The 25,009-nt window shown below is 46.3% G+C and carries 18 protein-coding genes; 12 read left to right on the top strand and 6 right to left on the bottom strand.

Annotated elements, in window-relative coordinates:
• The first annotated feature begins 263 nt into the window (after positions 1-263).
• The 8 genes from secE to rpoC all read left to right on the top strand — a co-directional run bounded on the left by secE (position 264) and on the right by rpoC (position 12,295).
• Positions 264-644 carry a preprotein translocase subunit SecE gene (gene secE, locus AC6R00_RS09215; RefSeq protein WP_004747599.1) on the top strand — a complete coding sequence of 127 codons (381 nt, stop codon included), beginning with the start codon at positions 264-266 and terminating at the stop codon, positions 642-644.
• Positions 645-657: 13 nt separating this feature from the next.
• Complete coding sequence (nusG, locus tag AC6R00_RS09220; RefSeq protein WP_004415884.1) at positions 658-1,206, top strand: transcription termination/antitermination protein NusG; 549 nt, start codon at positions 658-660, stop codon at positions 1,204-1,206.
• Between the two features lie 183 nt (positions 1,207-1,389).
• Entirely contained in the window at positions 1,390-1,818 is a 429-nt protein-coding gene (gene rplK / locus AC6R00_RS09225) for a 50S ribosomal protein L11 (RefSeq protein WP_004747601.1), read from the top strand.
• Positions 1,819-1,822: 4 nt separating this feature from the next.
• Positions 1,823-2,527, top strand: coding sequence for a 50S ribosomal protein L1 (gene rplA / locus AC6R00_RS09230; protein WP_004747603.1), 705 nt, complete (start codon positions 1,823-1,825; stop codon positions 2,525-2,527).
• A gap of 289 nt (positions 2,528-2,816) precedes the next feature.
• Positions 2,817-3,311, top strand: coding sequence for a 50S ribosomal protein L10 (gene rplJ / locus AC6R00_RS09235; protein WP_004747610.1), 495 nt, complete (start codon positions 2,817-2,819; stop codon positions 3,309-3,311).
• A 57-nt stretch (positions 3,312-3,368) separates the two neighbouring features.
• Positions 3,369-3,737, top strand: a complete 369-nt coding sequence (gene rplL, locus AC6R00_RS09240; protein ID WP_004747612.1) for a 50S ribosomal protein L7/L12 — start codon at positions 3,369-3,371, stop codon at positions 3,735-3,737.
• 231 nt (positions 3,738-3,968) lie between these two features.
• A complete protein-coding gene (gene rpoB / locus AC6R00_RS09245; RefSeq protein WP_004747613.1) occupies positions 3,969-7,997 on the top strand; it encodes a DNA-directed RNA polymerase subunit beta in 4,029 nt (1,342 codons plus the stop codon).
• 92 nt (positions 7,998-8,089) lie between these two features.
• Positions 8,090-12,295: a DNA-directed RNA polymerase subunit beta' gene (rpoC, locus tag AC6R00_RS09250; RefSeq protein ID WP_004747615.1), complete on the top strand. Its 4,206-nt coding sequence runs from the start codon at positions 8,090-8,092 to the stop codon at positions 12,293-12,295.
• A gap of 346 nt (positions 12,296-12,641) precedes the next feature.
• Here rpoC and rsd read toward each other — a convergent pair whose 3' ends face one another.
• A complete protein-coding gene (gene rsd / locus AC6R00_RS09255) occupies positions 12,642-13,136 on the bottom strand; it encodes a sigma D regulator (protein WP_500640186.1) in 495 nt (164 codons plus the stop codon).
• Positions 13,137-13,314: 178 nt separating this feature from the next.
• On the opposite strand from rsd, the gene nudC reads away from it, so the two are divergent.
• The 4 genes from nudC to AC6R00_RS09275 all read left to right on the top strand — a co-directional run bounded on the left by nudC (position 13,315) and on the right by AC6R00_RS09275 (position 17,203).
• Entirely contained in the window at positions 13,315-14,100 is a 786-nt protein-coding gene (gene nudC / locus AC6R00_RS09260; protein WP_500640187.1) for an NAD(+) diphosphatase, read from the top strand.
• A gap of 257 nt (positions 14,101-14,357) precedes the next feature.
• The gene (gene hemE, locus AC6R00_RS09265; protein WP_500640188.1) at positions 14,358-15,425 is read left to right on the top strand and encodes a uroporphyrinogen decarboxylase; all 1,068 of its coding nucleotides are present in this window, start codon (positions 14,358-14,360) and stop codon (positions 15,423-15,425) included.
• A 107-nt stretch (positions 15,426-15,532) separates the two neighbouring features.
• The gene (locus AC6R00_RS09270; protein WP_500640189.1) at positions 15,533-16,168 is read left to right on the top strand and encodes a TetR/AcrR family transcriptional regulator; all 636 of its coding nucleotides are present in this window, start codon (positions 15,533-15,535) and stop codon (positions 16,166-16,168) included.
• Positions 16,169-16,243: 75 nt separating this feature from the next.
• Entirely contained in the window at positions 16,244-17,203 is a 960-nt protein-coding gene (locus AC6R00_RS09275) for a DHHA1 domain-containing protein (protein ID WP_500640190.1), read from the top strand.
• 51 nt (positions 17,204-17,254) lie between these two features.
• Here AC6R00_RS09275 and AC6R00_RS09280 read toward each other — a convergent pair whose 3' ends face one another.
• The 5 genes from AC6R00_RS09280 to AC6R00_RS09300 form a co-directional block, all read right to left on the bottom strand.
• Entirely contained in the window at positions 17,255-18,331 is a 1,077-nt protein-coding gene (locus AC6R00_RS09280) for a murein hydrolase activator EnvC family protein (protein WP_500640196.1), read from the bottom strand.
• Positions 18,332-18,543: 212 nt separating this feature from the next.
• Positions 18,544-20,076, bottom strand: coding sequence for a 2,3-bisphosphoglycerate-independent phosphoglycerate mutase (gene gpmM, locus AC6R00_RS09285; protein WP_500640191.1), 1,533 nt, complete (start codon positions 20,074-20,076; stop codon positions 18,544-18,546).
• A gap of 226 nt (positions 20,077-20,302) precedes the next feature.
• Positions 20,303-21,190, bottom strand: coding sequence for a DMT family transporter (locus AC6R00_RS09290; protein ID WP_004747628.1), 888 nt, complete (start codon positions 21,188-21,190; stop codon positions 20,303-20,305).
• Positions 21,191-21,262: 72 nt separating this feature from the next.
• Positions 21,263-23,143: a methyl-accepting chemotaxis protein gene (locus AC6R00_RS09295; protein ID WP_004747630.1), complete on the bottom strand. Its 1,881-nt coding sequence runs from the start codon at positions 23,141-23,143 to the stop codon at positions 21,263-21,265.
• A gap of 294 nt (positions 23,144-23,437) precedes the next feature.
• Positions 23,438-24,853 (bottom strand): SLC13 family permease, encoded by a 1,416-nt coding sequence (locus tag AC6R00_RS09300; RefSeq protein WP_500640192.1) that lies wholly within the window; start codon positions 24,851-24,853, stop codon positions 23,438-23,440.
• Positions 24,854-25,009: the final 156 nt, after the last annotated feature.

Consider the following 25,009-nt stretch of genomic DNA (forward strand, 5'->3'; position numbering starts at 1 on the left):
TAGCTAAAGACTTCGGAAAATCTTTGAATAAGATTTGACGAACCAGTAGCAAAAAGGGCATCATTTGATGCCCTTTTTCTGCACTATACAAAATGTCTGTTGTTTTCTTATTCAGCATGGCATTGAGCAGGATTTTTTGGTTGAGGTGTTGCGTCTCAATCAATAAAAGAGTACGTCAATTTATTTAAATTGTCGTTTCATGGATTTGCCCTGCAACAGCGGGGTTGTTGTCGTCTATATTAAGACTTAGACAGGTTGGTTTTATGAAAGCAAATAATGCTGAAACTCCTGATAGCTCAAATGGCGCAGATATCTTCAAGTGGATTGTCACTTTTGCTCTGCTAGCTGCCGCTGTTGTGGGTAATTACCTGTATGGTGAAATGTCTGTAGTGATTCGCGCTGCAGGTGTTGTTGTACTAATCGCTGCGGCACTTGGTGTTGCTGCTACAACAACTAAGGGTAAAGCTGCGATCGAGTTTGCAAAAGAATCGCGTATGGAAGTACGTAAAGTTGTTTGGCCTACACGCCAAGAAACAATGCAAACGACTTTGATCGTTTTAGCTGTAAGTATTGTAATGGCTCTAGTGCTTTGGGGCATCGACGGCATTATGGTTCGTCTTGTTGCTCTAGCAACTGGGGTATAGAGGGTTTTAATTCATGAGTGAAGCTCCAAAAAAACGCTGGTATGTGGTTCAAGCCTTCTCTGGATTTGAAGGTCGTGTAGCCCAATCTCTTCGTGAGCATATCAAAATGCACAGCATGGAAGAGCTGTTTGGTGAAGTTCTAGTTCCTACTGAAGAAGTAGTGGAAATGCGTGCAGGTCAGCGTCGTAAGTCTGAGCGTAAGTTCTTCCCTGGTTACGTCCTAGTTCAGATGATCATGAACGATGAATCATGGCACTTAGTACGCAGTGTGCCGCGTGTCATGGGCTTCATTGGTGGTACCTCTGATCGTCCAGCTCCTATCACTGATAAAGAAGCTGATGCGATTCTGAACCGTCTTGAGAAAGCGAGCGAAGCACCTCGTCCACGTACTATGTACGAAGCGGGTGAAGTGGTACGCGTTACTGACGGTCCATTTGCTGACTTCAACGGTACTGTTGAAGAAGTGGATTACGATAAGAGCCGCGTGAAGGTGTCTGTATCGATCTTTGGTCGTGCAACACCAGTTGAGCTTGAATTTGGTCAGGTTGAAAAACTTGACTAAGACTCTGTTTTTCAGAGTATAAAAAATCACCTTTTTAGGGTTGTATAAGGCGCGAATTATGACTATAATTTCGCGCCTTATTATTTTGGCTTGTACATAAGTATTGAGCGGAAATAAAAAGTATTTATATCAACGGGGAGCTGATCAGTAGATTAGCGTTTGTACCCAAAATTAGGAATTATCATGGCTAAGAAAGTTGAAGCTTACATCAAGCTACAAGTTGCTGCTGGTATGGCGAACCCGAGTCCACCGGTTGGTCCTGCTCTAGGTCAACACGGTGTGAACATCATGGAATTCTGTAAAGCGTTTAACGCAAAAACAGAATCTGTTGAGAAAGGTCTACCGACTCCAGTTGTTATCACAGTATACAACGACCGTTCTTTCACGTTCGTAACTAAGACTCCACCTGCTGCAGTTCTTCTTAAGAAAGCGGCTGGCGTTAAGTCTGGTTCAGGTCGTCCAAACACTGAAAAAGTGGGTACTGTAACTGACGCTCAGCTTCAGGAAATCGCAGAAACTAAAGCTGCAGATATGACTGGCGCTGACATCGAAGCAATGAAGCGTTCTATCGCTGGTACTGCTCGTTCAATGGGCCTAGTGGTAGAGGGTTAAGATCATGGCAAAACTAACTAAGCGCATGCGCGTTATCCGCGAAAAAGTTGACGTAACTAAAGAATACGAAATCAACGAAGCTGTTGCTCTTCTTCAAGAACTAGCAACTGCTAAATTCGTTGAGTCTGTAGACGTTGCTGTTAACCTAGGCATCGATGCTCGTAAATCTGACCAGAACGTACGTGGTGCAACTGTACTACCTCACGGTACTGGCCGCGAAATCCGCGTTGCAGTGTTCACTCAAGGTGCAAACGCTGAAGCAGCTAAAGAAGCTGGCGCAGACATCGTTGGTATGGAAGATCTTGCTGAGCAAGTTAAGAAAGGCGAAATGAACTTTGACGTAGTTGTTGCTTCTCCAGATGCAATGCGCGTTGTAGGTCAACTAGGTACTATCCTAGGTCCTCGCGGTCTTATGCCAAACCCTAAAGTTGGTACTGTAACTCCTAACGTTGCTGAAGCAGTTAAGAACGCTAAAGCTGGTCAGGTTCGTTACCGTAACGACAAGAACGGCATCATCCACACTACTATCGGTAAAGCAAACTTCTCTGCTGAGCAGATCAAAGAGAACCTAGAAGCTCTTCTAGTTGCTCTGAAGAAAGCTAAGCCGTCTTCTGCTAAGGGTACATTCCTACAGAAGGTTAGCATCTCTACTACAATGGGTGCTGGTGTTGCTGTTGATCAGGCTAGCCTGAACACTCTAGCAAACTAATAAATTTGCTTAGGCGTGGAATTAGTGTATAATTCTGCGCCTAATATTTGTGGTTGGGGCTGAACTTTGGTTCATTAAATTCGTTTGAATTTAGTCTGAATTATGACCCAGTCTCCGTCCAAGACCGTAGGTGTTTGCTTTTTGTAAACTTAATTTCCCTACGTAGATGGTGCCCGAACTGACAGAAAGCTCTATGTAAATAGTTACCTTTCTTCTGGGAAGCACCTCAATAGCTCTCACTGTTGTGATAATAGTGAGTGGTGTAACGACAACCAGGAGTAAATCCAAGATGGCTTTAAACCTTCAAGACAAAAAAGCAATTGTTGCTGAAGTCAACGAAGCTGCCAGCGGTGCACTTTCTGCAGTTGTAGCTGATTCTCGTGGCGTTGAAGTGGGCGCGATGACTTCTCTACGTAAACAAGCTCGTGAAGCGGGTGTTTATGTACGAGTTGTTCGTAACACACTAATGCGTCGTGCGGTAGCTGGTACTGATTACGAGTGTCTAACTGACACTTTCACTGGTCCTACGCTAATCGCATTCTCTAACGAGCACCCAGGTGCTGCAGCGCGTCTTTTCAAAGACTTCGCTAAAGAGAACACTGACTTCGAGATCAAAGCTGCTGCATTTGAAGGCGCGCTAACTGACGCTGAAGTACTAGCGACACTACCAACTTACGACGAAGCAATCGCACGCCTAATGATGTGCATGAAAGAAGCTTCTGCAGGCAAGCTGGTACGTACTATCGCTGCACTACGCGACCAAAAAGAAGAAGCTGCGGCATAAGCCTTGCTTTTTTCTGGTTGCTTAATAAACTTATTGTTGATTTAAAAGAGAATTGTTATGTCTATTACTAACGAGCAAATCCTAGACGCAGTTGCAGAAATGTCTGTAATGCAAGTTGTTGAACTAATCGAAGCGATGGAAGAGAAATTCGGCGTTTCTGCTGCTGCTGCTGTTGTAGCTGGCGGCGCTGCTGGTGGCGAAGCTGCTGCTGAGCAAACTGAGTTCGACGTAATCCTAGAATCTGCGGGCGGCAACAAAGTTGCTGTAATCAAAGCAGTACGTGGCGCAACTGGCCTAGGTCTTAAAGAAGCTAAAGCTCTAGTAGACGGCGCTCCTGCACCTCTTAAAGAAGGCGTAGAGAAAGACGAAGCTGAAGCTCTTAAAGCTCAGCTAGAAGAAGCTGGTGCAAGTGTTACTGTTAAGTAATTATTGCTTAGTTTCTTAGCCTAACGGCTAATGGCTGGTGGTTTTATAACCACCGGCCTTTTTGCGCTGTAGGGGTTGGGTGATTTTTCCGCTGTTTGAGCACCCAGATTCCTAGCAAAAAACATTTCATTAGCTCTTAATGCAATGTCACTACAATCAAACAGATGTTAGTCACTGTCTCATAACTATTGGAGACAGTTTGGGTCACTTATCAGCGAGCTGAGGAACCCCATGGTTTACTCTTATACCGAGAAAAAGCGCATCCGTAAGGACTTTGGTACTCGTCCACAAGTGTTGGACATTCCATACCTGCTATCGATCCAGCTCGATTCGTTCGAAAAATTCATCGAACAGGATCCTGAAGGTCAATACGGTCTTGAAGCTGCTTTCCGTTCTGTATTTCCAATTCAGAGCTACAACGGCAATTCCGAGCTGCAATACGTTAGCTACCGTCTTGGTGAGCCAGTTTTTGACGTTAAAGAATGTCAAATCCGCGGCGTAACTTATTCAAAACCACTACGCGTTAAACTACGCCTAGTTATCTTTGATAAAGACGCGCCAGCAGGTACTGTAAAAGACATTAAAGAACAAGAAGTCTACATGGGCGAAATTCCGCTTATGACAGACAATGGTACCTTCGTAATCAATGGTACCGAGAGGGTTATCGTATCCCAGCTGCACAGAAGCCCAGGTGTATTCTTCGACAGCGATAAGGGTAAGACCCACTCTTCAGGTAAAGTTCTATACAATGCACGCGTAATTCCTTACCGTGGTTCATGGCTTGATTTCGAGTTTGATCCTAAGGATAACCTATACGTACGTATTGACCGCCGTCGTAAGCTGCCAGCATCTATCATTCTTCGCGCACTAGGTAAGACGACAGAAGAGATTCTGGACATCTTCTTTGAGAAGGTGAACTTCGAAGTGAAAGATCAAACTCTATTAATGGAGCTTGTTCCTGATCGTCTACGTGGTGAAACTGCGTCATTCGATATCGAAGCAAACGGCAAGACTTACGTTGAAACTGGTCGTCGTGTAACTGCACGCCACATCCGTCAGCTTGAAAAAGATGGCGTTGAGCACATCGAAGTACCTGTCGAGTACATCGTAGGCAAAGTTGCATCGAAAGATTACATCAACGAAGCGACTGGCGAGATCATTGTTGGTGCAAACCAAGAAATCAGCCTAGAAGCTCTAGCTAACCTTTCTCAAGCAGGCCACAAAGCGCTACAGACGTTATTTACTAACGATCTAGACCACGGTCCGTTCATGTCAGAAACACTACGTATCGACAGCACTGTTGATCGTATTTCTGCATTGGTAGAAATCTACCGCATGATGCGCCCTGGTGAGCCGCCAACGAAAGAAGCTGCTGAAGCACTATTCGAAAGCCTATTCTTCTCAGAAGAGCGTTACGATCTATCGACTGTTGGTCGTATGAAGTTCAACAGCTCTATCGAACGTGAAGATGCTCAAGAGCAAGGCACACTTGACGAAACTGATATCGTTGAAGTGATGAAGAAGCTTATCGCTATCCGTAACGGCATCGGTGAAGTGGACGATATCGACCACCTAGGTAACCGTCGTATCCGTTCTGTTGGCGAAATGGCAGAAAACCAATTCCGCGTTGGTCTAGTACGTGTTGAACGTGCTGTTAAAGAGCGTCTAAGCCTTGGTGATCTTGATGCAATCATGCCTCAAGACCTAATCAACGCTAAGCCTATCTCTGCTGCGGTTAAAGAATTCTTTGGCTCTTCACAGCTGTCACAGTTCATGGACCAAAACAACCCTCTATCAGAAGTTACGCACAAGCGTCGTATCTCTGCATTGGGTCCTGGCGGTCTAACTCGTGAACGTGCTGGCTTCGAAGTACGTGACGTACACGTAACTCACTACGGTCGTCTATGTCCTATCGAAACGCCTGAAGGTCCAAACATCGGTCTGATCAACTCTCTATCTGCGTTTGCGCGTTGTAACGAGTACGGTTTCCTAGAGACTCCATACCGTCGCGTAGTAGATGGCGTAGTAACAGACGAAGTAGATTACCTATCTGCTATTCAGGAAGGTCAGTACGTTATCGCTCAGGCGAACACTGTTCTTACTGAACAAGGCACATTCTCTGAAGAGCTAATCACTGCTCGTCAGAAAGGTGAATCTGGCCTACACCCACGCGAACATGTTGACTACATGGACGTTGCAACTAACCAGGTTGTATCTATCGCTGCATCGCTTATCCCGTTCCTAGAACACGATGATGCGAACCGTGCATTGATGGGTGCGAACATGCAACGTCAGGCAGTTCCAACACTTAAAGCTGACAAGCCTCTAGTTGGTACTGGTATCGAGCGTAACATTGCAGTTGACTCTGGTGTTACAGCGGTAGCGAAACGTGGTGGTGTAATCCAGTCTGTAGATGCTTCTCGTATCGTTGTTAAAGTAAACGAAGACGAGCTGATCCCTGGTGAAGCAGGTATCGATATCTACAACCTAACTAAATACACTCGTTCTAACCAAAATACGTGTATCAACCAGCGTCCATGTGTGATGCCGGGTGAACCAGTTGCACGTGGTGACGTTCTTGCTGATGGTCCTTCAACAGACCTTGGTGAGCTAGCTCTTGGTCAGAACATGCGTATCGCATTCATGCCTTGGAACGGTTACAACTTCGAAGACTCGATCTTAGTATCTGAGCGCGTAGTTCAAGAAGACCGTTTCACTACGATCCACATTCAAGAGCTTTCTTGTGTGGCGCGTGATACTAAGCTTGGTGCTGAAGAAATCACAGCTGACATTCCAAACGTAGGTGAGTCTGCTCTGTCTAAACTAGACGAGTCAGGTATCGTTTACATCGGTGCGGAAGTGAAAGGCGGTGATATCCTTGTAGGTAAAGTAACGCCTAAAGGTGAAACTCAGCTAACTCCTGAAGAGAAGCTACTACGTGCTATCTTCGGTGAGAAAGCGTCAGACGTTAAAGACACGTCTCTACGCGTACCAAACTCTGTTTCAGGTACAATCATCGATGTTCAAGTATTTACTCGTGACGGTGTTGAAAAAGACAAACGTGCACTTGAAATTGAACAGATGCAGCTTAAAGAAGCGAAGAAAGACCTTACTGAAGAATTCCAGATTCTTGAGGGTGGCCTTCTAAACCGTGTTAAAGCTGTACTTCTAGACGGTGGTTACACTGAAGCGAAACTAGACGCTATCGATCGTAAGAAGTGGCTAGAGCTAACGCTTGAAGATGATGCTCAACAGACTCAGCTTGAACAGCTAGCAGAGCAGTACGACGAGCTACGTGCTGACTTCGATAAGAAGTTTGAAACTAAGCGTCGTAAGATCACACAAGGTGATGATCTAGCACCTGGCGTACTGAAGATCGTTAAGGTTTACCTAGCGGTTAAACGTCGTATCCAGCCTGGTGATAAGATGGCGGGTCGTCACGGTAACAAGGGTGTAATCTCTAAGATCAACCCTGTTGAAGACATGCCTTACGATGAGAAAGGTCAGCCGGTTGACATCGTATTAAACCCACTGGGTGTACCTTCGCGTATGAACATCGGTCAGATCCTAGAAGTACACTTAGGTCTGGCAGCGAAAGGTATCGGTGACAAGATCAACCAGATGGTGAAAGAGCAGCAAGAGCTAGCTAAGTTCCGTGACTTCCTACAGAAAGTTTACGACCTTGGTGATACTCGTCAGAAAGTAGACGTTGCGTCTCTATCTGATGACGAAGTTCGTACGCTGATCAAGAACCTACGTGGTGGTCTACCGATCGCGACTCCAGTATTTGACGGTGCTTCTGAGCAATCAATCAAAGAGCTATTGAAACTAGGTGACCTACCAGAATCTGGTCAGCTAACGCTGTTTGATGGTCGCACAGGTGATGCGTTTGAGCGTCCTGTAACTGTTGGTTACATGTACATGCTGAAACTGAACCACCTTGTTGATGACAAGATGCACGCTCGTTCAACTGGTTCGTACAGCCTAGTAACTCAGCAACCACTTGGTGGTAAAGCTCAGTTCGGTGGTCAGCGTTTCGGTGAGATGGAAGTATGGGCACTAGAAGCATACGGTGCTGCTTACACGCTTCAAGAAATGCTAACAGTTAAGTCGGATGACGTTAACGGCCGTACTAAGATGTACAAGAACATCGTAGATGGCAACCACAGCATGGAACCTGGCATGCCAGAATCATTCAACGTACTGTTGAAAGAGATTCGCTCGCTAGGTATCAACATCGAGCTAGAAGACGAAGAGTAATCCCTTCTTTCTTAATTGAGAAAAGCGATTATTTGGTAGAAGGTGCTCACTTTTGCGGGTGAGCCCCTTTTAACTCCTTACAGGAGCTGATTGTGAAAGACTTATTAAACTTTCTAAAAGCGCAGCATAAGACCGAAGAATTTGATGCAATCAAAATCGGTCTATCTTCACCGGACATGATCCGTTCATGGTCTTTCGGTGAAGTTAAAAAACCTGAAACGATCAACTATCGTACGTTCAAGCCTGAGCGTGATGGTCTGTTCTGTGCGCGTATTTTTGGTCCAGTAAAAGACTACGAATGTCTTTGTGGTAAATATAAGCGTCTGAAACACCGTGGTGTTATCTGTGAGAAGTGTGGCGTTGAAGTTACACAAACTAAAGTTCGTCGTGACCGTATGGGCCACATCGAGCTTGCTTCACCAGTTGCTCACATCTGGTTCCTAAAATCACTGCCGTCTCGTATCGGTCTACTAATGGATATCCCTCTACGTGATATCGAACGTGTTCTTTACTTCGAAATGTACGTAGTAACTGAACCGGGTATGACTGATCTAGAAAAATCTCAGATGCTAACTGAAGAAGAGTATCTGGATCGCCTAGAAGAGTGGGGTGATGAGTTCACAGCTAAGATGGGTGCAGAAGCGATCAAAGACCTACTTGCGTCTATGGATCTACCTGCTGAAATCGAAGAAATGCGTGAAGAGCTTCAGTCTACTAACTCAGAGACTAAGCGTAAGAAGATCACTAAGCGTCTGAAGCTAGTTGAAGCGTTCGTTCAATCTGGTAACAACCCAGAGTGGATGATCCTTACTGTGCTTCCGGTACTTCCGCCAGATCTACGTCCTCTAGTACCACTAGATGGCGGTCGCTTCGCGACTTCTGATCTGAACGATCTATACCGTCGCGTAATCAACCGTAACAACCGTTTGAAGCGTCTACTAGAGCTTGCTGCTCCGGACATCATCGTACGTAACGAAAAGCGTATGCTACAAGAGTCTGTTGATGCACTTCTAGATAACGGTCGTCGCGGTCGCGCGATCACGGGTTCGAACAAGCGTCCTCTGAAATCTCTTGCTGATATGATCAAGGGTAAACAAGGTCGTTTCCGTCAGAACCTTCTAGGTAAGCGTGTAGACTACTCTGGCCGTTCTGTAATCACAGTAGGTCCATACCTCCGTCTGCACCAGTGTGGTCTTCCTAAGAAGATGGCACTTGAGCTATTCAAACCGTTCATCTACAGCAAGCTAGAGACTCGTGGTCTTGCGACGACAATCAAAGCTGCTAAGAAGATGGTAGAGCGCGAAGAAGCGATCGTTTGGGATATCCTAGACGAAGTAATCCGCGAACACCCAGTACTATTGAACCGTGCACCTACACTTCACCGTCTAGGTATCCAGGCGTTCGAACCAGTACTAATCGAAGGTAAAGCAATTCAGCTACACCCACTTGTGTGTGCGGCGTACAACGCGGACTTCGATGGTGACCAAATGGCGGTACACGTGCCTCTAACTCTAGAAGCACAGCTTGAAGCTCGTACTCTGATGATGTCGACAAACAACATTCTGTCGCCAGCGTCAGGTGATCCGATCATCGTACCTTCACAGGACGTTGTATTGGGTCTTTACTACATGACTCGTGACAAGATCAACGTGAAAGGCGAAGGTATGTACCTTGCTAGCCCAGCTGAGGCTGAGAAGGCATACCGTACTAAGACTGCTGAGCTACACGCTCGCGTTAAAGTTCGTATCACTGAGACTGTTAAAGACGAAGATGGCAACAGCACAACTGAGACTAAGATGGTTGATACAACTATCGGTCGTGCAATGCTATGGCAAATCGTGCCAGCAGGTCTTCCATACAGCATCGTTAACCAAAAGCTAGGTAAGAAGCAGATCTCTCACCTACTTAACGAGGCTTACCGTAAGCTAGGTCTAAAAGACACTGTAATCTTCGCTGACCAAATCATGTACACAGGTTTCGCTTACGCGGCACTTTCTGGTGTATCTGTTGGTATCGACGACATGGTTGTTCCAGCAGCTAAGTACACTGAGATCGAAGAAGCGGAAGCAGAAGTTCGCGAAATCCAAGAGCAGTACCAATCTGGTCTTGTAACTGCGGGTGAGCGCTACAACAAAGTGATCGATATTTGGGCATCGACCAACGATCGCGTAGCTAAGTTGATGATGGAAAACCTATCTTCTGAAACTGTTGTTAACCGCGACGGTGAAGAAGAGCAGCAAGAATCATTCAACAGCATCTACATGATGGCCGACTCGGGCGCACGTGGTTCTGCAGCTCAGATTCGTCAGCTTGCAGGTATGCGTGGTCTGATGGCGCGTCCAGATGGTTCGATCATCGAAACGCCGATCACTGCGAACTTTAAAGAAGGTCTAAACGTACTTCAGTACTTTATCTCAACGCACGGTGCTCGTAAGGGTCTTGCGGATACAGCACTGAAAACAGCGAACTCGGGTTACCTAACTCGTCGTCTAGTAGACGTTGCTCAAGACGTTGTTGTACACGAGCATGACTGTGGCACCCATGAAGGTGTTGACATGATGCCGCACATCGAAGGTGGTGACGTTAAAGTTGCACTTTCTGAGCTGGCTCTTGGTCGTGTAGTTGCAGAAGACGTACTGAAGCCAGGTACTGAAGATGTACTGATCCCACGTAACACTCTAATTGATGAGAAGTGGTGTCAGATCATGGAAGAGAACTCAGTTGACCGCATGAAAGTGCGCTCTGTAGTTACCTGTGATGCAGACTTCGGTTGTTGTGCTCAGTGTTACGGTCGTGACCTAGCACGTGGTCACCTAGTGAACCAAGGTGAAGCAGTGGGCGTTATCGCTGCTCAGTCTATCGGTGAGCCGGGTACACAGCTTACGATGCGTACGTTCCACATCGGTGGTGCGGCATCTACTGCAGCAGCAGAGAACAGCATCCAAGCTAAGACGACTGGTACAGTTAAGCTACACAACGCTAAATTCGTTATCAACAAAGATAAGAAGCTTGTAATCACTTCTCGTGCTTCAGAGCTGACTATCATCGACGAATTTGGTCGTACTAAAGAGAAACACAAACTACCTTACGGTTCTCTACTATCTAAAGGCGACAACGACGCAGTTGAAGCTGGTGAAACAGTAGCGAACTGGGAAGCGCACACGATGCCAATCATCACTGAAGTGGCAGGTCGCATCCAGTTTGTGGACATGATCGATGGCGTTACAGTTTCTCGTCAAACAGATGACCTAACAGGTCTATCTTCAAGCGAAGTAACTGAAGCAGCAGCTCGCCCTGCAGCAGGTAAAGATATGCGTCCAGCTATCAAACTTGTTGATGCGCAAGGTAACGACGTAATGATCCCTGGTACTGAAATGCCAGCTCACTACTTCCTACCTGGTAAAGCGATTGTAAACATCGAAGACGGCGCTGAAGTAGGCGTGGGTGACACTCTATCTCGTATCCCTCAGAAATCTGGCGGTAACAAAGATATCACCGGTGGTCTACCACGCGTAGCTGACCTATTCGAAGCTCGTAAGCCGAAAGAGCCTGCGATTCTTGCTGAGCACACAGGTACTGTAAGCTTCGGTAAAGAAACGAAAGGTAAGCGTCGTCTAGTAATCACTCGTGAAGGCGGTGACGCTTACGAAGAGATGATTCCTAAGCATCGTCAGCTTAACGTATTCGAAGGCGAGAAAGTTGAACGTGGTGACGTGATCGCAGATGGTCCAGAGTCTCCACATGACATTCTACGTCTACGTGGTATCCACGCTGTGACTCAATACATCGCGAACGAAGTTCAAGAAGTATACCGTCTACAAGGCGTTAAGATTAACGATAAGCACATCGAAACTATCGTTCGTCAGATGCTACGTAAGTGTACAATCACGCACGCTGGTGACTCTACAGAGTTCCTAGTGGGTGAGCAGGTTGAATACGCGAACGTTAAGATTGCTAACCGTCAGCTAGAAGCTGAAGGCAAAGAGCTAGTTCGTTTCGAGCGTGAGCTACTTGGTATTACTAAGGCATCTCTAGCGACTGAATCGTTCATCTCTGCGGCATCGTTCCAGGAGACAACTCGCGTACTAACAGAAGCTGCGGTTTCTGGTAAGCGTGATGAGCTACGTGGTCTGAAAGAAAACGTAATTGTTGGTCGTCTAATCCCAGCAGGTACAGGTTTCGCTTACCACCAAGATCGTCAAGCTAAGCGTGTAGAAGAGCAAGAAGGTCCTTCAGCTGAACAAGCGACTGACAACCTTGCAGCGCTACTAAACGCAGGTTTCTCTGCAGACGAGTAATCGTTAGCTAAGAAATGACAAAAGGCACCTTCGGGTGCCTTTTTTGTTTTTGGAGAGCGGGAAGCGGGAACGGACTTTGTCCTATGGAAAACTGGATCGGGCTGCGCCCTACGAGAACACTGCGTTCCGAGAGTCGAGACTGGACTTTGTCCTTCGAGAGGTGTCCATTCCCGCATCCCGCATCCCGCATCCCGCATCCCGCATCCCGCATCCATAGCGAAGCGTTCCTAAGTAAAAAGGGTTGACGCAAAACGCCAACCCCTCAAAACTTTCTCGCTTCTCGCTTCTCGCTTCTCGCTTCTCGCTTCTCGCTTCTCGCTTCTCGCTTCTCGCTTCTCGCTTCTCGCTAAGCCCCAGGCGGAATCGCCAAGCTATCTGCGATAAGTTGAATCAACTGATCTTCCACTTCAAAGCGTACTTCGAGCAGTTCGCCCACTTTTGACATATCTGCTTCAAAGCTGGGTAGCTCATCATCAGCACTGACGCTGACATACTTATCGTTGAACTCAAGCAAAGGTTCTGTAGTTAAAACGATCTTGGCATAGGTCGCGTCGATTTCGTTGTTAGTCTTAAAGCCCGTTGCTTGCCATTTCTTCATCACCATATCGTAGATCTTGAAGTGGCCTTCAGAAATGTAATCAACCACATGATCGCAGAATGAGCTGATCTGTTTTGGGGAAGGAAGTTCGACGACGTTAGAGTGGCCGTTTGCAGGTTGAAGGGAGCCCAGCTGACAATATTCGACAATCAGTGATTGTCTTGTTTCGAGCCAGTGGTCGATGACTTCGCTTGAGCCACCCAATTGTTCTTGTGTTTGTTTGAATTTATTCAGCATGACCATATCCTCATGATCGGATCACTTCTCCGGTGATCATTACGCTTTGACTCCCAAAGCACGTACAGAGTACAACCTCTTGTCCTTACTAGAATTTATAGTCTCAAAATTGACTGACTACAAACTCTGGTATGAATTTAGATTGCCAGTAAAATAGACGAACTGCAAGCGAAGAGGTGAGTCAATGTTGAATAAAAGTGACACAAACCGTACGAAGAATGCTTATTGGTGTGTTGTATCAGGAAGCGATGTTTGGCTGCCAAATGGCCAGTTGCCTAAGGGAAGTGCTGAGAGTTTAAACTTACCCTATGAGCAGGCAATTGAAGTCGGAAGGTGGGAGAATTGCCCGCTGATGTGGCTTAATGAAGCGGATGTGTCTGAGGAGCTTGAGCTGACCTCTTTGCGTGATTGTTTGCATTTTCCAGAGCCGCTATTTCTGCTGATGAGTAAGGCAATTCAGTACGGACATATGAGTCAAAGTCTACGCTTTTGCCCTCAGTGTGGTGGTCGAAACCACCTCAATCACAATCAATTAGCCATGCAGTGTGGTGATTGCCGAACCTTACATTATCCGCGTATCTTCCCTTGTATCATTGTTGCTGTGCGTAACAAGCAGCAAATTTTACTAGCGCAACACCCGAGACATCGTAATGGTATGTATACCGTCATCGCGGGTTTTCTCGAAGTCGGTGAGACTTTAGAGCAGTGCGTTGCGCGAGAGGTCAAGGAAGAAACTGGAATAGAGGTGACTAACATTCGTTACTTTGGCAGTCAGCCTTGGGCATTTCCGTCGAGCATGATGATGGGCTTTGTCGCCGACTATCAATCGGGGGAGTTGAAGCCCGACTACAGTGAGCTTAGTGACGCGCGTTGGTTTGGGATCGAAGAGTTACCGCCCGTTGCCCCTGTCGGAACGATTGCTCGACAATTGATTGAATATACGCTGGATGAGATTAAGCTATCTAGCTGAAATATAGATAAAAAAAACCCTCCAGAAGGAGGGGGTAAGTAAGATGTCGTTATGAGATGCCAAGCACTGTGTGCTCGGTTTATAATTGTAGTTTTCGCTAGCAAACAAATTTTTAACACTGATACTTAGTGGGTGCAAATTAAGCACTGATTTAAAAGTTAATAACTTGATCTAGGTTGCAAAGCACACAGCTTTTGCGAGTCAAACAGTGTTAGAATAGCCGCAACAAAAATGAGCCTAAAAATTGGAAAAACGGAATGACTGAATTAAAGAATGACCGCTATCTTCGTGCGCTACTAAAAGAGCCAGTAGATTACACTCCAGTATGGATGATGCGTCAGGCAGGTCGATACCTTCCAGAGTACAAAGCAACTCGCGCAGAAGCGGGTGACTTCATGTCTTTGTGCAAGAATGCAGAGCTAGCATCAGAAGTAACGCTTCAACCTTTGCGCCGTTTTCCTCTTGATGCCGCGATTCTGTTCTCTGATATCCTAACTATTCCTGACGCAATGGGCCTTGAGCTACGTTTCGCGGCAGGTGAAGGTCCTGTATTTGACAAGCCAATTACCTGTAAAGCGGACGTCGAAAAGATCGGTATTCCAGATCCAGAGGGTGAGCTTAAATACGTAATGAACGCAGTACGTCAGATCCGAAAAGATCTTAATGGTGATGTACCGCTAATCGGCTTCTCTGGCAGCCCATGGACGCTGGCTACTTACATGGTTGAAGGTGGTAGCTCTAAAGCTTTCACTAAGATCAAGAAGATGATGTACGCAGAGCCACAAACGCTACACCTGCTATTAGATAAGCTAGCAGACAGTGTTATTGATTATCTAAACGCTCAGATCAAAGCGGGTGCTCAATCCGTCATGGTATTCGATACTTGGGGTGGTGTGCTTACTCCGCGTGACTACAACCTATTCTCACTGCAATACATGCATAAAATCGTAGACGGCCTAATCCGTGAAAACGATGGCCGTCGTGTTCCAGTTACGCTGTTTACTAAGAACGGTGGTATGTGGCTAGAGCAAATCGCAGCAACGGGTTGTGATGCAGTCGGTCTAGACTGGACAATCAACATCCAAGACGCGGTTAAACGTGTGGGCGATAAAGTGGCACTACAAGGTAACATGGATCCATCTATGCTTTACGCTTCTCCAGAGCGTATCCGTGAAGAAGTCTCAAGCATCCTTGAAGGTTTCGGCGACGCAGGCACAGGTCACGTGTTTAACCTGGGTCACGGCATTCACTTAGATGTGCCGCCAGAAAATGCGGGCGTATTTGTTGAAGCGGTACATGAGTTATCCAAGCCGTACCACAAATAATTGAGTAATTTATGAAAAGCGCCTGATACGACCAGGCGCTTTTTTGTTATAGGTTACACTAGCCGCTATACTGCCGTTAGACATATAGAAAGGAATGCGGATAATTCATGAAAACTCGTGACAAGATAGTGCTAGCTGCACTGGAACAATTTAACCAGCATGGTGAGCGTAATATCACAACCAATCATATTGCCGCACATATCGATATTAGTCCGGGTAACCTGTATTACCACTTCCGTAACAAGCAAGAAATCGTGCGCGAGATCTTCGCTTTATACTCTAATGAACTTCTTGAGCGCTTCACGCCTATTCAAGGTCAGCAAGAGAGCTTAGTTCTTCTCAAGCACTATCTGGATTCGATCTTTACTTTGATGTGGAAGTATCGCTTCTTCTACGCTAATTTGCCGGAGATCCTTCAGCGCGACGAACAGCTACATGAAGAATACATCCAGGTTCAAGAAAAGCTACAAACCAATCTCATCAATATCATGCAAGCGTTTGTCGACCTTGAGCTTGTGTCTGTGGAAGATAGTGAGATGAAGTCACTGGTGACCACACTGCATATGATTGCTTCAAGTTGGCTAGGCTACCAAGCTGCTATGTCACCTAAAACAAAGATCACCGAGCAGGTTATCCATCAGGGCATGCTGCAAATGATTTCTGTAGTAAAACCGAAAGCCACGACGCAAGGCTTGGAGCAGCTTCAATTATTGGAAGATGGCGTTAAAGCAATTCATGCTTAGTCATAACTAATTGAAATTGTTCAATCAGTGAGAACCCATTAGAGTATCGAGAGATATTTTAATGGGTTTTGTTTTATGCACTTCGATGTATTCAATGGTGATGCCGACGGGATCATCGCTCTGCTTCAACTCCGTTTAGCTGAACCAAAGGTCGCTGCTTTAGTGACAGGTGTTAAGCGCGATATTCAATTGCTAGAAAAGCTAGAGACGAGCAGTGGTGATTCAGTCACGGTTTTGGATATCTCGATGGAAAAGAACAAGTCCGGTCTAGAGAGGCTGTTAGCTATGGGTCTAGACGTGTTCTACGCCGATCACCATAAGTCTGGAGATATCCCGAATCAGCCCAATTTAGAAGCGCACATTGATCTAGATGCAAACACTTGTACTGCGTTGATCATCGATAAACTACTTAACGGACGTTTCCACTCATGGGCTATTACCGCAGCCTACGGTGACAATCTGATTGCTAAAGCGGATAAGCTAGCTGATAAGGCAGGTTTGAGTGATGAGCAAAAACAACAACTCAAAGAGCTAGGGACACTCATCAACTACAATGGTTACGGTGCAGAGTTAGAAGACCTGCATTTCCATCCTGCAGCACTGTTCCAAGAGCTTTTGGCCTACGATGACCCTTTTGCTGTTATTGCTGATCAAAACTCCCCATTTTTATTTTTGCGTACGGCTTATCAGGCAGATATGGATGGTGCATTGGCGATAAAAGCTAAATATCGCAGCGCTAAGTTATCTGTCTTTGAATTACCCAATCAGGCGTCGTCTCGCAGGATCAGTGGTGTTTATGGTAATCACTTGGCAAATCAAACGCCAAACTCTGCGCATGCGGTATTAACGGAAAACAGTGATGGAACATATACCATTTCACTACGCGCGCCGCTGAACAATAAACAAGGGGCAGGGGATATTTGTACACAGTTTCCAAGTGGCGGTGGACGAGCAGCCGCTGCGGGGATTAATGCATTACCTAAAGAGCAGTTAAATGCATTTATCGAGGTAGTTGAGCAATACTATCGCGGGTAAAGTCGCTTGGATTGGGCGTTCAACGCTAATTGAACGCCACATTGGTTGCTATTAACGGGTTAGCCAGCTCTTAGGGTTCTGAGTTTTACTGTTACGACGAATCTCAAAGTAGAGTGACGGGCGTGGTTGGCCTCCGGTATCGCCAGCTAAAGCAATACTTTCACCTGCAATGACTTTATCACCTTCCTTCTTAAGCAGGCTCTGGTTAAAGCCATACAAAGTCATGTCACCCTTACCGTGATCGAGTAACACCACTAAGCCGTAGCCGCGTAAGTAGTCAGCAAAGACGACAGTTCCTGAATAAACCGCTTTCACTGATTGACCGTAGTTGGCATTGATAACCATACCTTTCCAATTGATCTGCCCGGTTTGGCGAGAGCCATAGTTGTGCAGAATCTTACCTTTGACCGGCCATGGCAGTTTGCCCTTTTGACGAGCTAGACCATCCATGGGGACGGCGTTGCGCTTAGCGGCTTTAGCTATTTCTGCTTTCAGTCGAGTTTCATTGCGTTGCAGCTCAGAGAGGTAAACCTTGTCATTGGAAATGCTCTTACGTATCTGCGAGACAGTCCCTTTACGTTTAGACTGAGTACTTGCCAGTTGATCGCGTTTGTTGGTCTGCTGTTTAAGCAGGTTGGTGATTTGCTGTTTCTCTAGCTTGAGCTGTTCGCGGCTATCATCTAGCTCACCAACCGTTTTCTCTAGCTCAGCAATCGTAGTTGCTCGTTCTTTAGCAAGGTGTTGGAAATACTGGCTAATTCTATCTTCTTCGACACCTTGATTAAGAATATTCGAGGAGGTTTTAGCACGTTGAGTGACGTAGTAAGTTTGAATAAGCTCAGCCAGCTTATCGCTTTGAGCTTTCTTTTGTTGTTCGAGCTGATCGACTTTAGACTCAAGATTACGGATATTTTTATTCGTATTGGCTAAAGAGGCCTTGGATTCTTTGATCTCTTTTTCTAAACGAGTGATCGTGATTTCTTGGGATTTGAGCGATTTTTGCAGTGAGTCGAGTTTCTTTTGTTGGGAAGACAGTGCCTGCTTTTGGCGAGAGATCTCACCGCTGACACCTTTTAGCTCGGAGTTGTTTGCTGCATAGCTAGGAGTGATTGAGTAAGAACAAAGCATCAACCCGAGCGTAAGCCAAACCTTGTTGGTAAACAGAGTCTTTAGTGGGGTGCTAGCCATGTTACAAATTTGCCCTAACTATTTGAGAGGCATCCAGTATACCCAAACCTTTTGATCAGAAGAAAGCGCAATGTCAAAACTTGTTACTGAGCCTCTGAAAACAAAAAGCCCGAGCAATGGCTCGGGCTTTGAAATGCGGGAGTAAAAGTTAATTACTTAACTAGAACTTCACCTGTCATCTCTGCTGGAATTTCCAGACCGACTAGAGAAAGCATAGTTGGAGCTAGGTCAGACAGTTTACCGCCTTCTTTGAACTCAACCTCTTTCTCACCAACGTAGATTAGAGGAACTGGTAGGTTAGTGTGAGCAGTGTGCGTGCCACCTGTCTCTGGGTCTACCATCATTTCCGCGTTACCGTGGTCAGCAGTGATCAGCATTTGGCCGCCAACTTCTTCGATAGCAGCCGTTACTTTAGCAACACATGCATCGATTGCTTCGATCGCTTGCTCTGCTGCTTCGTAAACGCCAGTGTGACCAACCATATCTGGGTTAGGGTAGTTACAGATGATAGTGTCGTACTTACCAGATTTGATCGCCGCAACCATCTTCTCTGTGAGTTCTTCTGAGCTCATTTCTGGTTGTAGGTCGTAAGTTGCTACTTTTGGAGAAGCAACAAGTTGACGCTCTTCGCCGTCGAATTCGCTCTCAACACCACCGTTGAAGAAGAAAGTTACGTGTGCGTATTTCTCTGTTTCAGAGATACGAAGCTGAGTTTGACCTTGCTTAGATAGCCACTCACCGTAAGTGTTCTCTAGAGACGCTGGTGGGAATGCGATGGCTAGTGGGATGTCAGCCGCGTATTGCGTTAGCATTACGAAGTTGATTGCTGGGAATACAGCGCGCTCGAAGCCGTCGAATGCAGGTACGAAAGTACGTGTGATTTGACGTGCACGGTCAGCACGGTAGTTCATAAAGATTACTGCATCGCCATCTGCGATAACTGCGTCTTCTTGACCTTCAGCTTTGATCGCTGTCGCTTTAACGAACTCATCGTTTTCGTCACGAGCATACGCCGCTTCTAGGCCAGCTACTGCAGTTTCTGATGTGAATTCTGCTTTAGCTTGAGTTAGAAGATCGTAAGCAACTTGTACGCGATCCCAGTTGTTATCACGGTCCATTGCGTAGTAGCGACCAACTAGCGATGCCACGCGGCCTTTGCCTAGTTTAGCGAATAGCTCGTCAAAACGTTTTAGTGAGTTTTCTGCGCTGCGCGGTGGCGTGTCACGACCGTCTAGGAAGCAGTGTAGGTAAATCTTCTCTGCGCCACGTGCTGCTGCCATTTCAACGGCTGCGTAGATGTGATCTTCGTGAGAGTGTACGCCACCTGGAGACATTAGGCCCATGATGTGTACTGCTTTTTCAGCTTTAACAGCAGAGTCGATTGCTTCAACTAGAGCAGGAGTCTGTGCAAATTCACCGTCAGCGATAGATTTAGTGATGCGAGTTAGGTCTTGGTATACAACGCGGCCTGCACCGATGTTGGTGTGACCTACTTCAGAGTTACCCATTTGACCGTCAGGTAGGCCAACATCCATGCCAGAAGCAGAGATTAGAGTGTTTGGTTTGTTAGCAAACAGGCTATCAAGGAATGGAGTATTTGCGTTCGCGATCGCGTTGCTTGCTGTATCTTCACGGTGTCCGTAACCGTCAAGAATAACTAGAGCCATAGGCTTCTTAGCTGTCATAGTGATGACCTCGTCAAATTTCAAAGTAACTTTGGAAACTAAATTAGCGTAATTTTACTACACTTTTTAACCAAAACTGTAGGTTAAGATCAAATATTGTTTGTGAAATATTGTTGTTATCTTTCACCTTACTTCCAGTGGGTATTTTCCCAACCACTTATACTAGTCCTTATTTTCTCGCGTAAGGCGAAAATTGACAGTGGGAAATACCTATTACTCTAATAGCCTATGCGACCAAAATTCCTGTCCCTACAACGGCAACGATGGCCCCTATCCATGCAAAGCGGTTAGGGCGCTTACCTGAGTAAATCCAAAGTATAGGTAACAACATAATTGGTGTTGTGGAAGACAAGAGTGCCACCATACCAACATTTCCTTGCTGAAGGGCGTATAGGATCAACGTCATTCCGACCGCCATAGCGAGGAAACCATTGACTGCGGTAATGGAGAAAATTCGCAGGTTCATGGGATGTGTGGCTCGCGCAAGTTTGGCGCCAGTGAGGAAAAACAGACAGTGAGCAGCAAACGCTGTCATCATACGCATGGCCGATGCCGCAACAGGATCGATTGCTGTTTGCATAACAGGTTTAGCAATAATGCCACCGAGTGCTTGGCAAAGTGCTGCTAGTAAACCTAAACCGACCCCGACCCAAATACTGCCTTTGATTGACTCAAGTTGATTATTGGCTTGCCCTTTACGACCAAAAAATATCGCGGTTAACACGCCAGAAAAAACCAAAGCTGATCCCAACAATTCGAGAGATGTCATGGTTTCGCTAAATAGGAAGTAACCTAGTACAGCGGAGAAGACGGCGTGGCAAGAAAAGAGTAGACCAGCTTGTCTTGGTCCCATGCGATTGAGGCAGGCGAATAGGGCAGTATCTCCGATGAAGATACCGATCACGCCAGATAGCATCATGGCAGAAATGGCGCTGGTTTCTACGCTGGCCCAACCGCCAGTAATCAGTGCCATACCCCCTAAAATCACAGAGGTGCAGCCCATACGCCAACGACTATAGGCAAAGGTTCCTAGATGTTGTGCGGGAACAACAGAAAGTAGACTGGCTACCGCCCAAAGAAATGCCGCTGCCAATGCCAGCCATTCATATCCCATTGACACGAAATCCTTGTGAATTTGGAAGAGTAATGGCTGACAATATGCATTAAAAAAAGTTTAAATCATAGGTTAAACCTTAAAGCGTCCCACCTCGCGACGCATGGTTTCTGCAGAGTCACGCATGTTATCGGCACTTTCGCTGCTTTGAAGCGCTTGTGAAGCAAGGACATCAGAAGCATCTTTAATCCCCTGCGTATTGCGACTGATATCTTCACTCACAGCTCGTTGCTCTTCGGCTGCACTCGCAATCTGTAGTGCCATATCATTGATTTCAGTAATCGCGTCAGTGATATGACCCAAGCTATCGGCCGCTTGCTGAGCATAGTCGACACTTGTATCGGCAAGCGACGTGCTGCTCTGCATGCTGTTAACCGCTAACTGAGTATTGTTTTGCAGCGTCTCGATCATATTGCGGATCTCTTCGGTTGAGCCATGAGTACGCTGGCTCAGCACGCGAACCTCATCCGCAACGACGGCAAAACCGCGCCCTTGCTCACCAGCGCGTGCCGCTTCAATCGCTGCGTTAAGCGCCAACAGGTTGGTCTGCTCGGCTATCTCTTGAATGGTAGAAAGGATCTGATTAATGCTTTGAGTGTTACTTTCTAACTCAGAGATCACGCCCGCGGCAGCCATGACCTGATCTGCTAGGTCAACGATCGCTTGGCGGTTTTTCTGAATTACTTGTTGGCCGTCCTGACAAGCGGTTGATGAAGTTTGAGAAGCGGCAGCTGTGAGCTCTGCATGGCTTGCGACTTCTGCCGCGGTAGCCGACATCTCATGGATGGCTGTCGCTATCTGGTTAACATCATTTTGTTGCGCCTCAACTTGATGGGAAGCCTGTTGTGATAGTTCATTTGCCTGAACAGCTTGGTTGGCGAGCTTTTCACTGTGGTTGATGATGCCGCTGATCATTGCCTGCATTTGACTCAAGAACTGATTGACATGTTCCGCGACTTCACCGATTTCGTCTCGGCGCTTAATCTCGACACGCTGGGTCAAATCACCTTCACCTTTAGACAGTTGTGAAAGGGATGCTGACAAGTCTTGTAGCGGTTTAAGCAGTTTAGTAATCGTGTAGGTACTGAATGTGGCAATCACTAAATACAGGATGATAGAAGCGAGCGCAGTAAACTGAATTTGTTCAGTGACGGAAGCGAAGGCGAGATCCTTATCGACCACGATACCTAAAGACCAGTCTGTCGTCGGGACATTGGTAACATAGATAAGCTTATCACCTTGATCCGGCCAACTAATGGTTGATAGGGCTGATTTGCTGACAAGTTCATTGACCATGTTATGGCTTAGAACAGGGTTAAGAACGGTTAAAGGCTGTTGGCTTAGCTTTTCATCCTGATAGGCAACGATGTTGTTGTTACCATCCACTAAGAAGGTAAAGCCATCGTTATCTAACGTGACATTGAGTACTTCACTGATGATGTTAGTGACGGTTAAATCGGCGGCAAGCACCCCTTTTCTTTCACCGGAAAAAGCTTTGGCAAAACTGACAACAATGCTGCCATCAAAATCCTGATAAGGTTCAGTCAGGATTAGCCCAGAGGCTTTCATGGCATCTTGATACCACGGTCGAGTTCTTGGATCGTAATCGGCAGGCCAGTCTTCGGTTTTATCACCGTAGGCAATGGAGCCGTCATCGAAGCCAGCATAAACGGAAAGAAAGTCCCCCGCTCGCTTGGTAATTAGCATTTCACGGTCAGAGTTATCTGACTGGACGATGGTTTTCTCGTTAGCAAGCATCATATCGCTGCGTATAGCTAACCAATCACTAATGTAGCGAGTAGTGGCGTGGCTGACATTGGCCATTTCACTGTTTAGGGCTGAGGTGGTTTCTTGTTTTAATTGGCTTACCGAGATCCAAGCTTGAACCCCGCTGACCACTGCGATAACGATTGCAATCGCAATCTGCATTTTTAGTTTTATTGTATTTCTCATTGCCTTTCCTTCATTTACGAGACAATAGATTGAGAAAAGCGGAGTGGAGAGACACTGGGAGAAGGTGTTTGCCAGGTGGAGAGCATCAACCGAACCTCGTGGGCACTACCGCCGGATAGAAATCTCACATTGAAAGTGAAATGGATGTTCTTGTTTTTATTGAACTGATTTTATAATCCCAAGCGACCAATTTGCTTGATCTATGTACAGGAACACCGACTAACTTACCTATTTATGGCGAATATTGATTGAACTGTGACCTTCAGTCAATAAATAATAAACGACATACGGTAATTAGGTAAGTAGCAGTGTTCCGGCATAAACAATTGTTAAGCCAATCACACCGATAATTAGCCCGGTTTTAGCCATATCTTTGCTCTCGATAAGACCAGTCGAGTAGGCCAGAGAGTTTGGCGGTGTTGATACGGGTAAAATCATGCCAAGTGATGCGGAGAAGGCGACAACGACCAATAATCCTTGCAGTCCACCGACGCTAGCCAAACTCTCCATGGAAGCCCCAATGGCAACCGCAATCGGCATCAGTAGGTTAGCAGTCGCGGTGTTAGACATGAAGTTTGCCATTAGCCAGCAGACGATCGACAGAGTAAGAACCACGGCAATTGGCGATAGTGATTCGTAATCAATTGCATGCGCTAGGGCTGCGGCTAATCCGGTTTTATCCAAACCGATACCAATTGCAATACCACCGGCAACTAGCCACAGTACATCCCAGTTAATCAGCTTGAGCTCAGCTTTGCCCATAATGCCAGTGAGCGTGAAAACAGCCAGTGGAATAATGGAAACAACATAGGTGTTCATGCCATGCAGTTTGGTCGTCATCCACAGTAGGATGGTTGAAGCAAACGTGGCGTAAACCACCATCGCGCGCCAGTTCTTTTGGAATTGCCCATCTAACTTAAGCTTCATGGTTTGTTGGGAAGATGGGAACAGCTTTTGCAGCAGGAACCAAGCGATAGTCAGTTGCACAGTCACAAAAGGTAATCCCATCATCATCCAACTTAAGAAATCGATACTGTTCTCGCCTGTGAGGTACTGAAGTGCAATGGCGTTCGGTGGCGTACCGATTGGAGTCGCAATACCGCCTGTGTTGGCGGCGATCGGGATACACAGTACTAAGGCTTTAATGCCAATATCGCCTTTAGGTGCCGAAGCGACAATTGGGCCAAGTAATGCAAGCATCATTACCGTTGTTGCGGTGTTGGACATAAACATTGAGAACACGGCAGTAATCAACATTAAGCCAAGCATGATGAACTTAGGCTGGTGGCCAAAAGGCTTGAGCAGTACGCGCGCTAAGTTGTTATCGAGCTCATACTTAGAGGCGGCGATCGCAAGGGCAAAACCACCCATAAACAGAATAATGATTGGCGAAGAGAAGGCGCTGAAGATGTCTGTGTAGTTCATCAACTCCCCCAAGTCATGTCCTGCAGGAGGGTTGCGGAATAAATGTAGCCCTTTGTCGGAAATCATTACCAGCTCTAAGGCGATGATCAAAATCGAAGTCGCAAACACTGGGACGGGCTCGAGTACCCAAAGTAGGGCTGCGAGAAGAAAGATGGCCAATAGTCGATGCTGAATCAGGGTCAGATCATCAATAGGGATCCAGTCAATAGGCATAAACAGTACACCGATTGGCAGACCAAAACTGATCAATAGTTTAATGATAATTCCCGATTCTACCTTTGGCATACAATCCTTTACCTCAAAAGTATTAGTGAAGCCACAGATTAGTTCACAATGAATTAAAGGTCTTAGACCAAGTCTAGAATTTTGATAAACAGTTGAAATTGTTGAGGGAGGTTTGCTTTGGGTCAAAAAAAGCCCCGCGATTGCGAGGCTTCAGAG

Source organism: Vibrio sp. R10-SF1-ISO8, assembly GCF_059833805.1.

Coding starts and splice junctions, on each gene's coding strand:
- secE (WP_004747599.1), top strand. CDS start 264: ATGAAAGCAAATAATGCTGAAACTCCTGATAGCTCAAATGGCGCAGAT.
- nusG (WP_004415884.1), top strand. CDS start 658: ATGAGTGAAGCTCCAAAAAAACGCTGGTATGTGGTTCAAGCCTTCTCT.
- rplK (WP_004747601.1), top strand. CDS start 1,390: ATGGCTAAGAAAGTTGAAGCTTACATCAAGCTACAAGTTGCTGCTGGT.
- rplA (WP_004747603.1), top strand. CDS start 1,823: ATGGCAAAACTAACTAAGCGCATGCGCGTTATCCGCGAAAAAGTTGAC.
- rplJ (WP_004747610.1), top strand. CDS start 2,817: ATGGCTTTAAACCTTCAAGACAAAAAAGCAATTGTTGCTGAAGTCAAC.
- rplL (WP_004747612.1), top strand. CDS start 3,369: ATGTCTATTACTAACGAGCAAATCCTAGACGCAGTTGCAGAAATGTCT.
- rpoB (WP_004747613.1), top strand. CDS start 3,969: ATGGTTTACTCTTATACCGAGAAAAAGCGCATCCGTAAGGACTTTGGT.
- rsd (WP_500640186.1), bottom strand. CDS start 13,136: ATGGTCATGCTGAATAAATTCAAACAAACACAAGAACAATTGGGTGGC.
- nudC (WP_500640187.1), top strand. CDS start 13,315: ATGTTGAATAAAAGTGACACAAACCGTACGAAGAATGCTTATTGGTGT.
- hemE (WP_500640188.1), top strand. CDS start 14,358: ATGACTGAATTAAAGAATGACCGCTATCTTCGTGCGCTACTAAAAGAG.
- AC6R00_RS09270 (WP_500640189.1), top strand. CDS start 15,533: ATGAAAACTCGTGACAAGATAGTGCTAGCTGCACTGGAACAATTTAAC.
- AC6R00_RS09275 (WP_500640190.1), top strand. CDS start 16,244: ATGCACTTCGATGTATTCAATGGTGATGCCGACGGGATCATCGCTCTG.
- AC6R00_RS09280 (WP_500640196.1), bottom strand. CDS start 18,331: ATGCTTTGTTCTTACTCAATCACTCCTAGCTATGCAGCAAACAACTCC.
- gpmM (WP_500640191.1), bottom strand. CDS start 20,076: ATGACAGCTAAGAAGCCTATGGCTCTAGTTATTCTTGACGGTTACGGA.
- AC6R00_RS09290 (WP_004747628.1), bottom strand. CDS start 21,190: ATGGGATATGAATGGCTGGCATTGGCAGCGGCATTTCTTTGGGCGGTA.
- AC6R00_RS09295 (WP_004747630.1), bottom strand. CDS start 23,143: ATGAGAAATACAATAAAACTAAAAATGCAGATTGCGATTGCAATCGTT.
- AC6R00_RS09300 (WP_500640192.1), bottom strand. CDS start 24,853: ATGCCAAAGGTAGAATCGGGAATTATCATTAAACTATTGATCAGTTTT.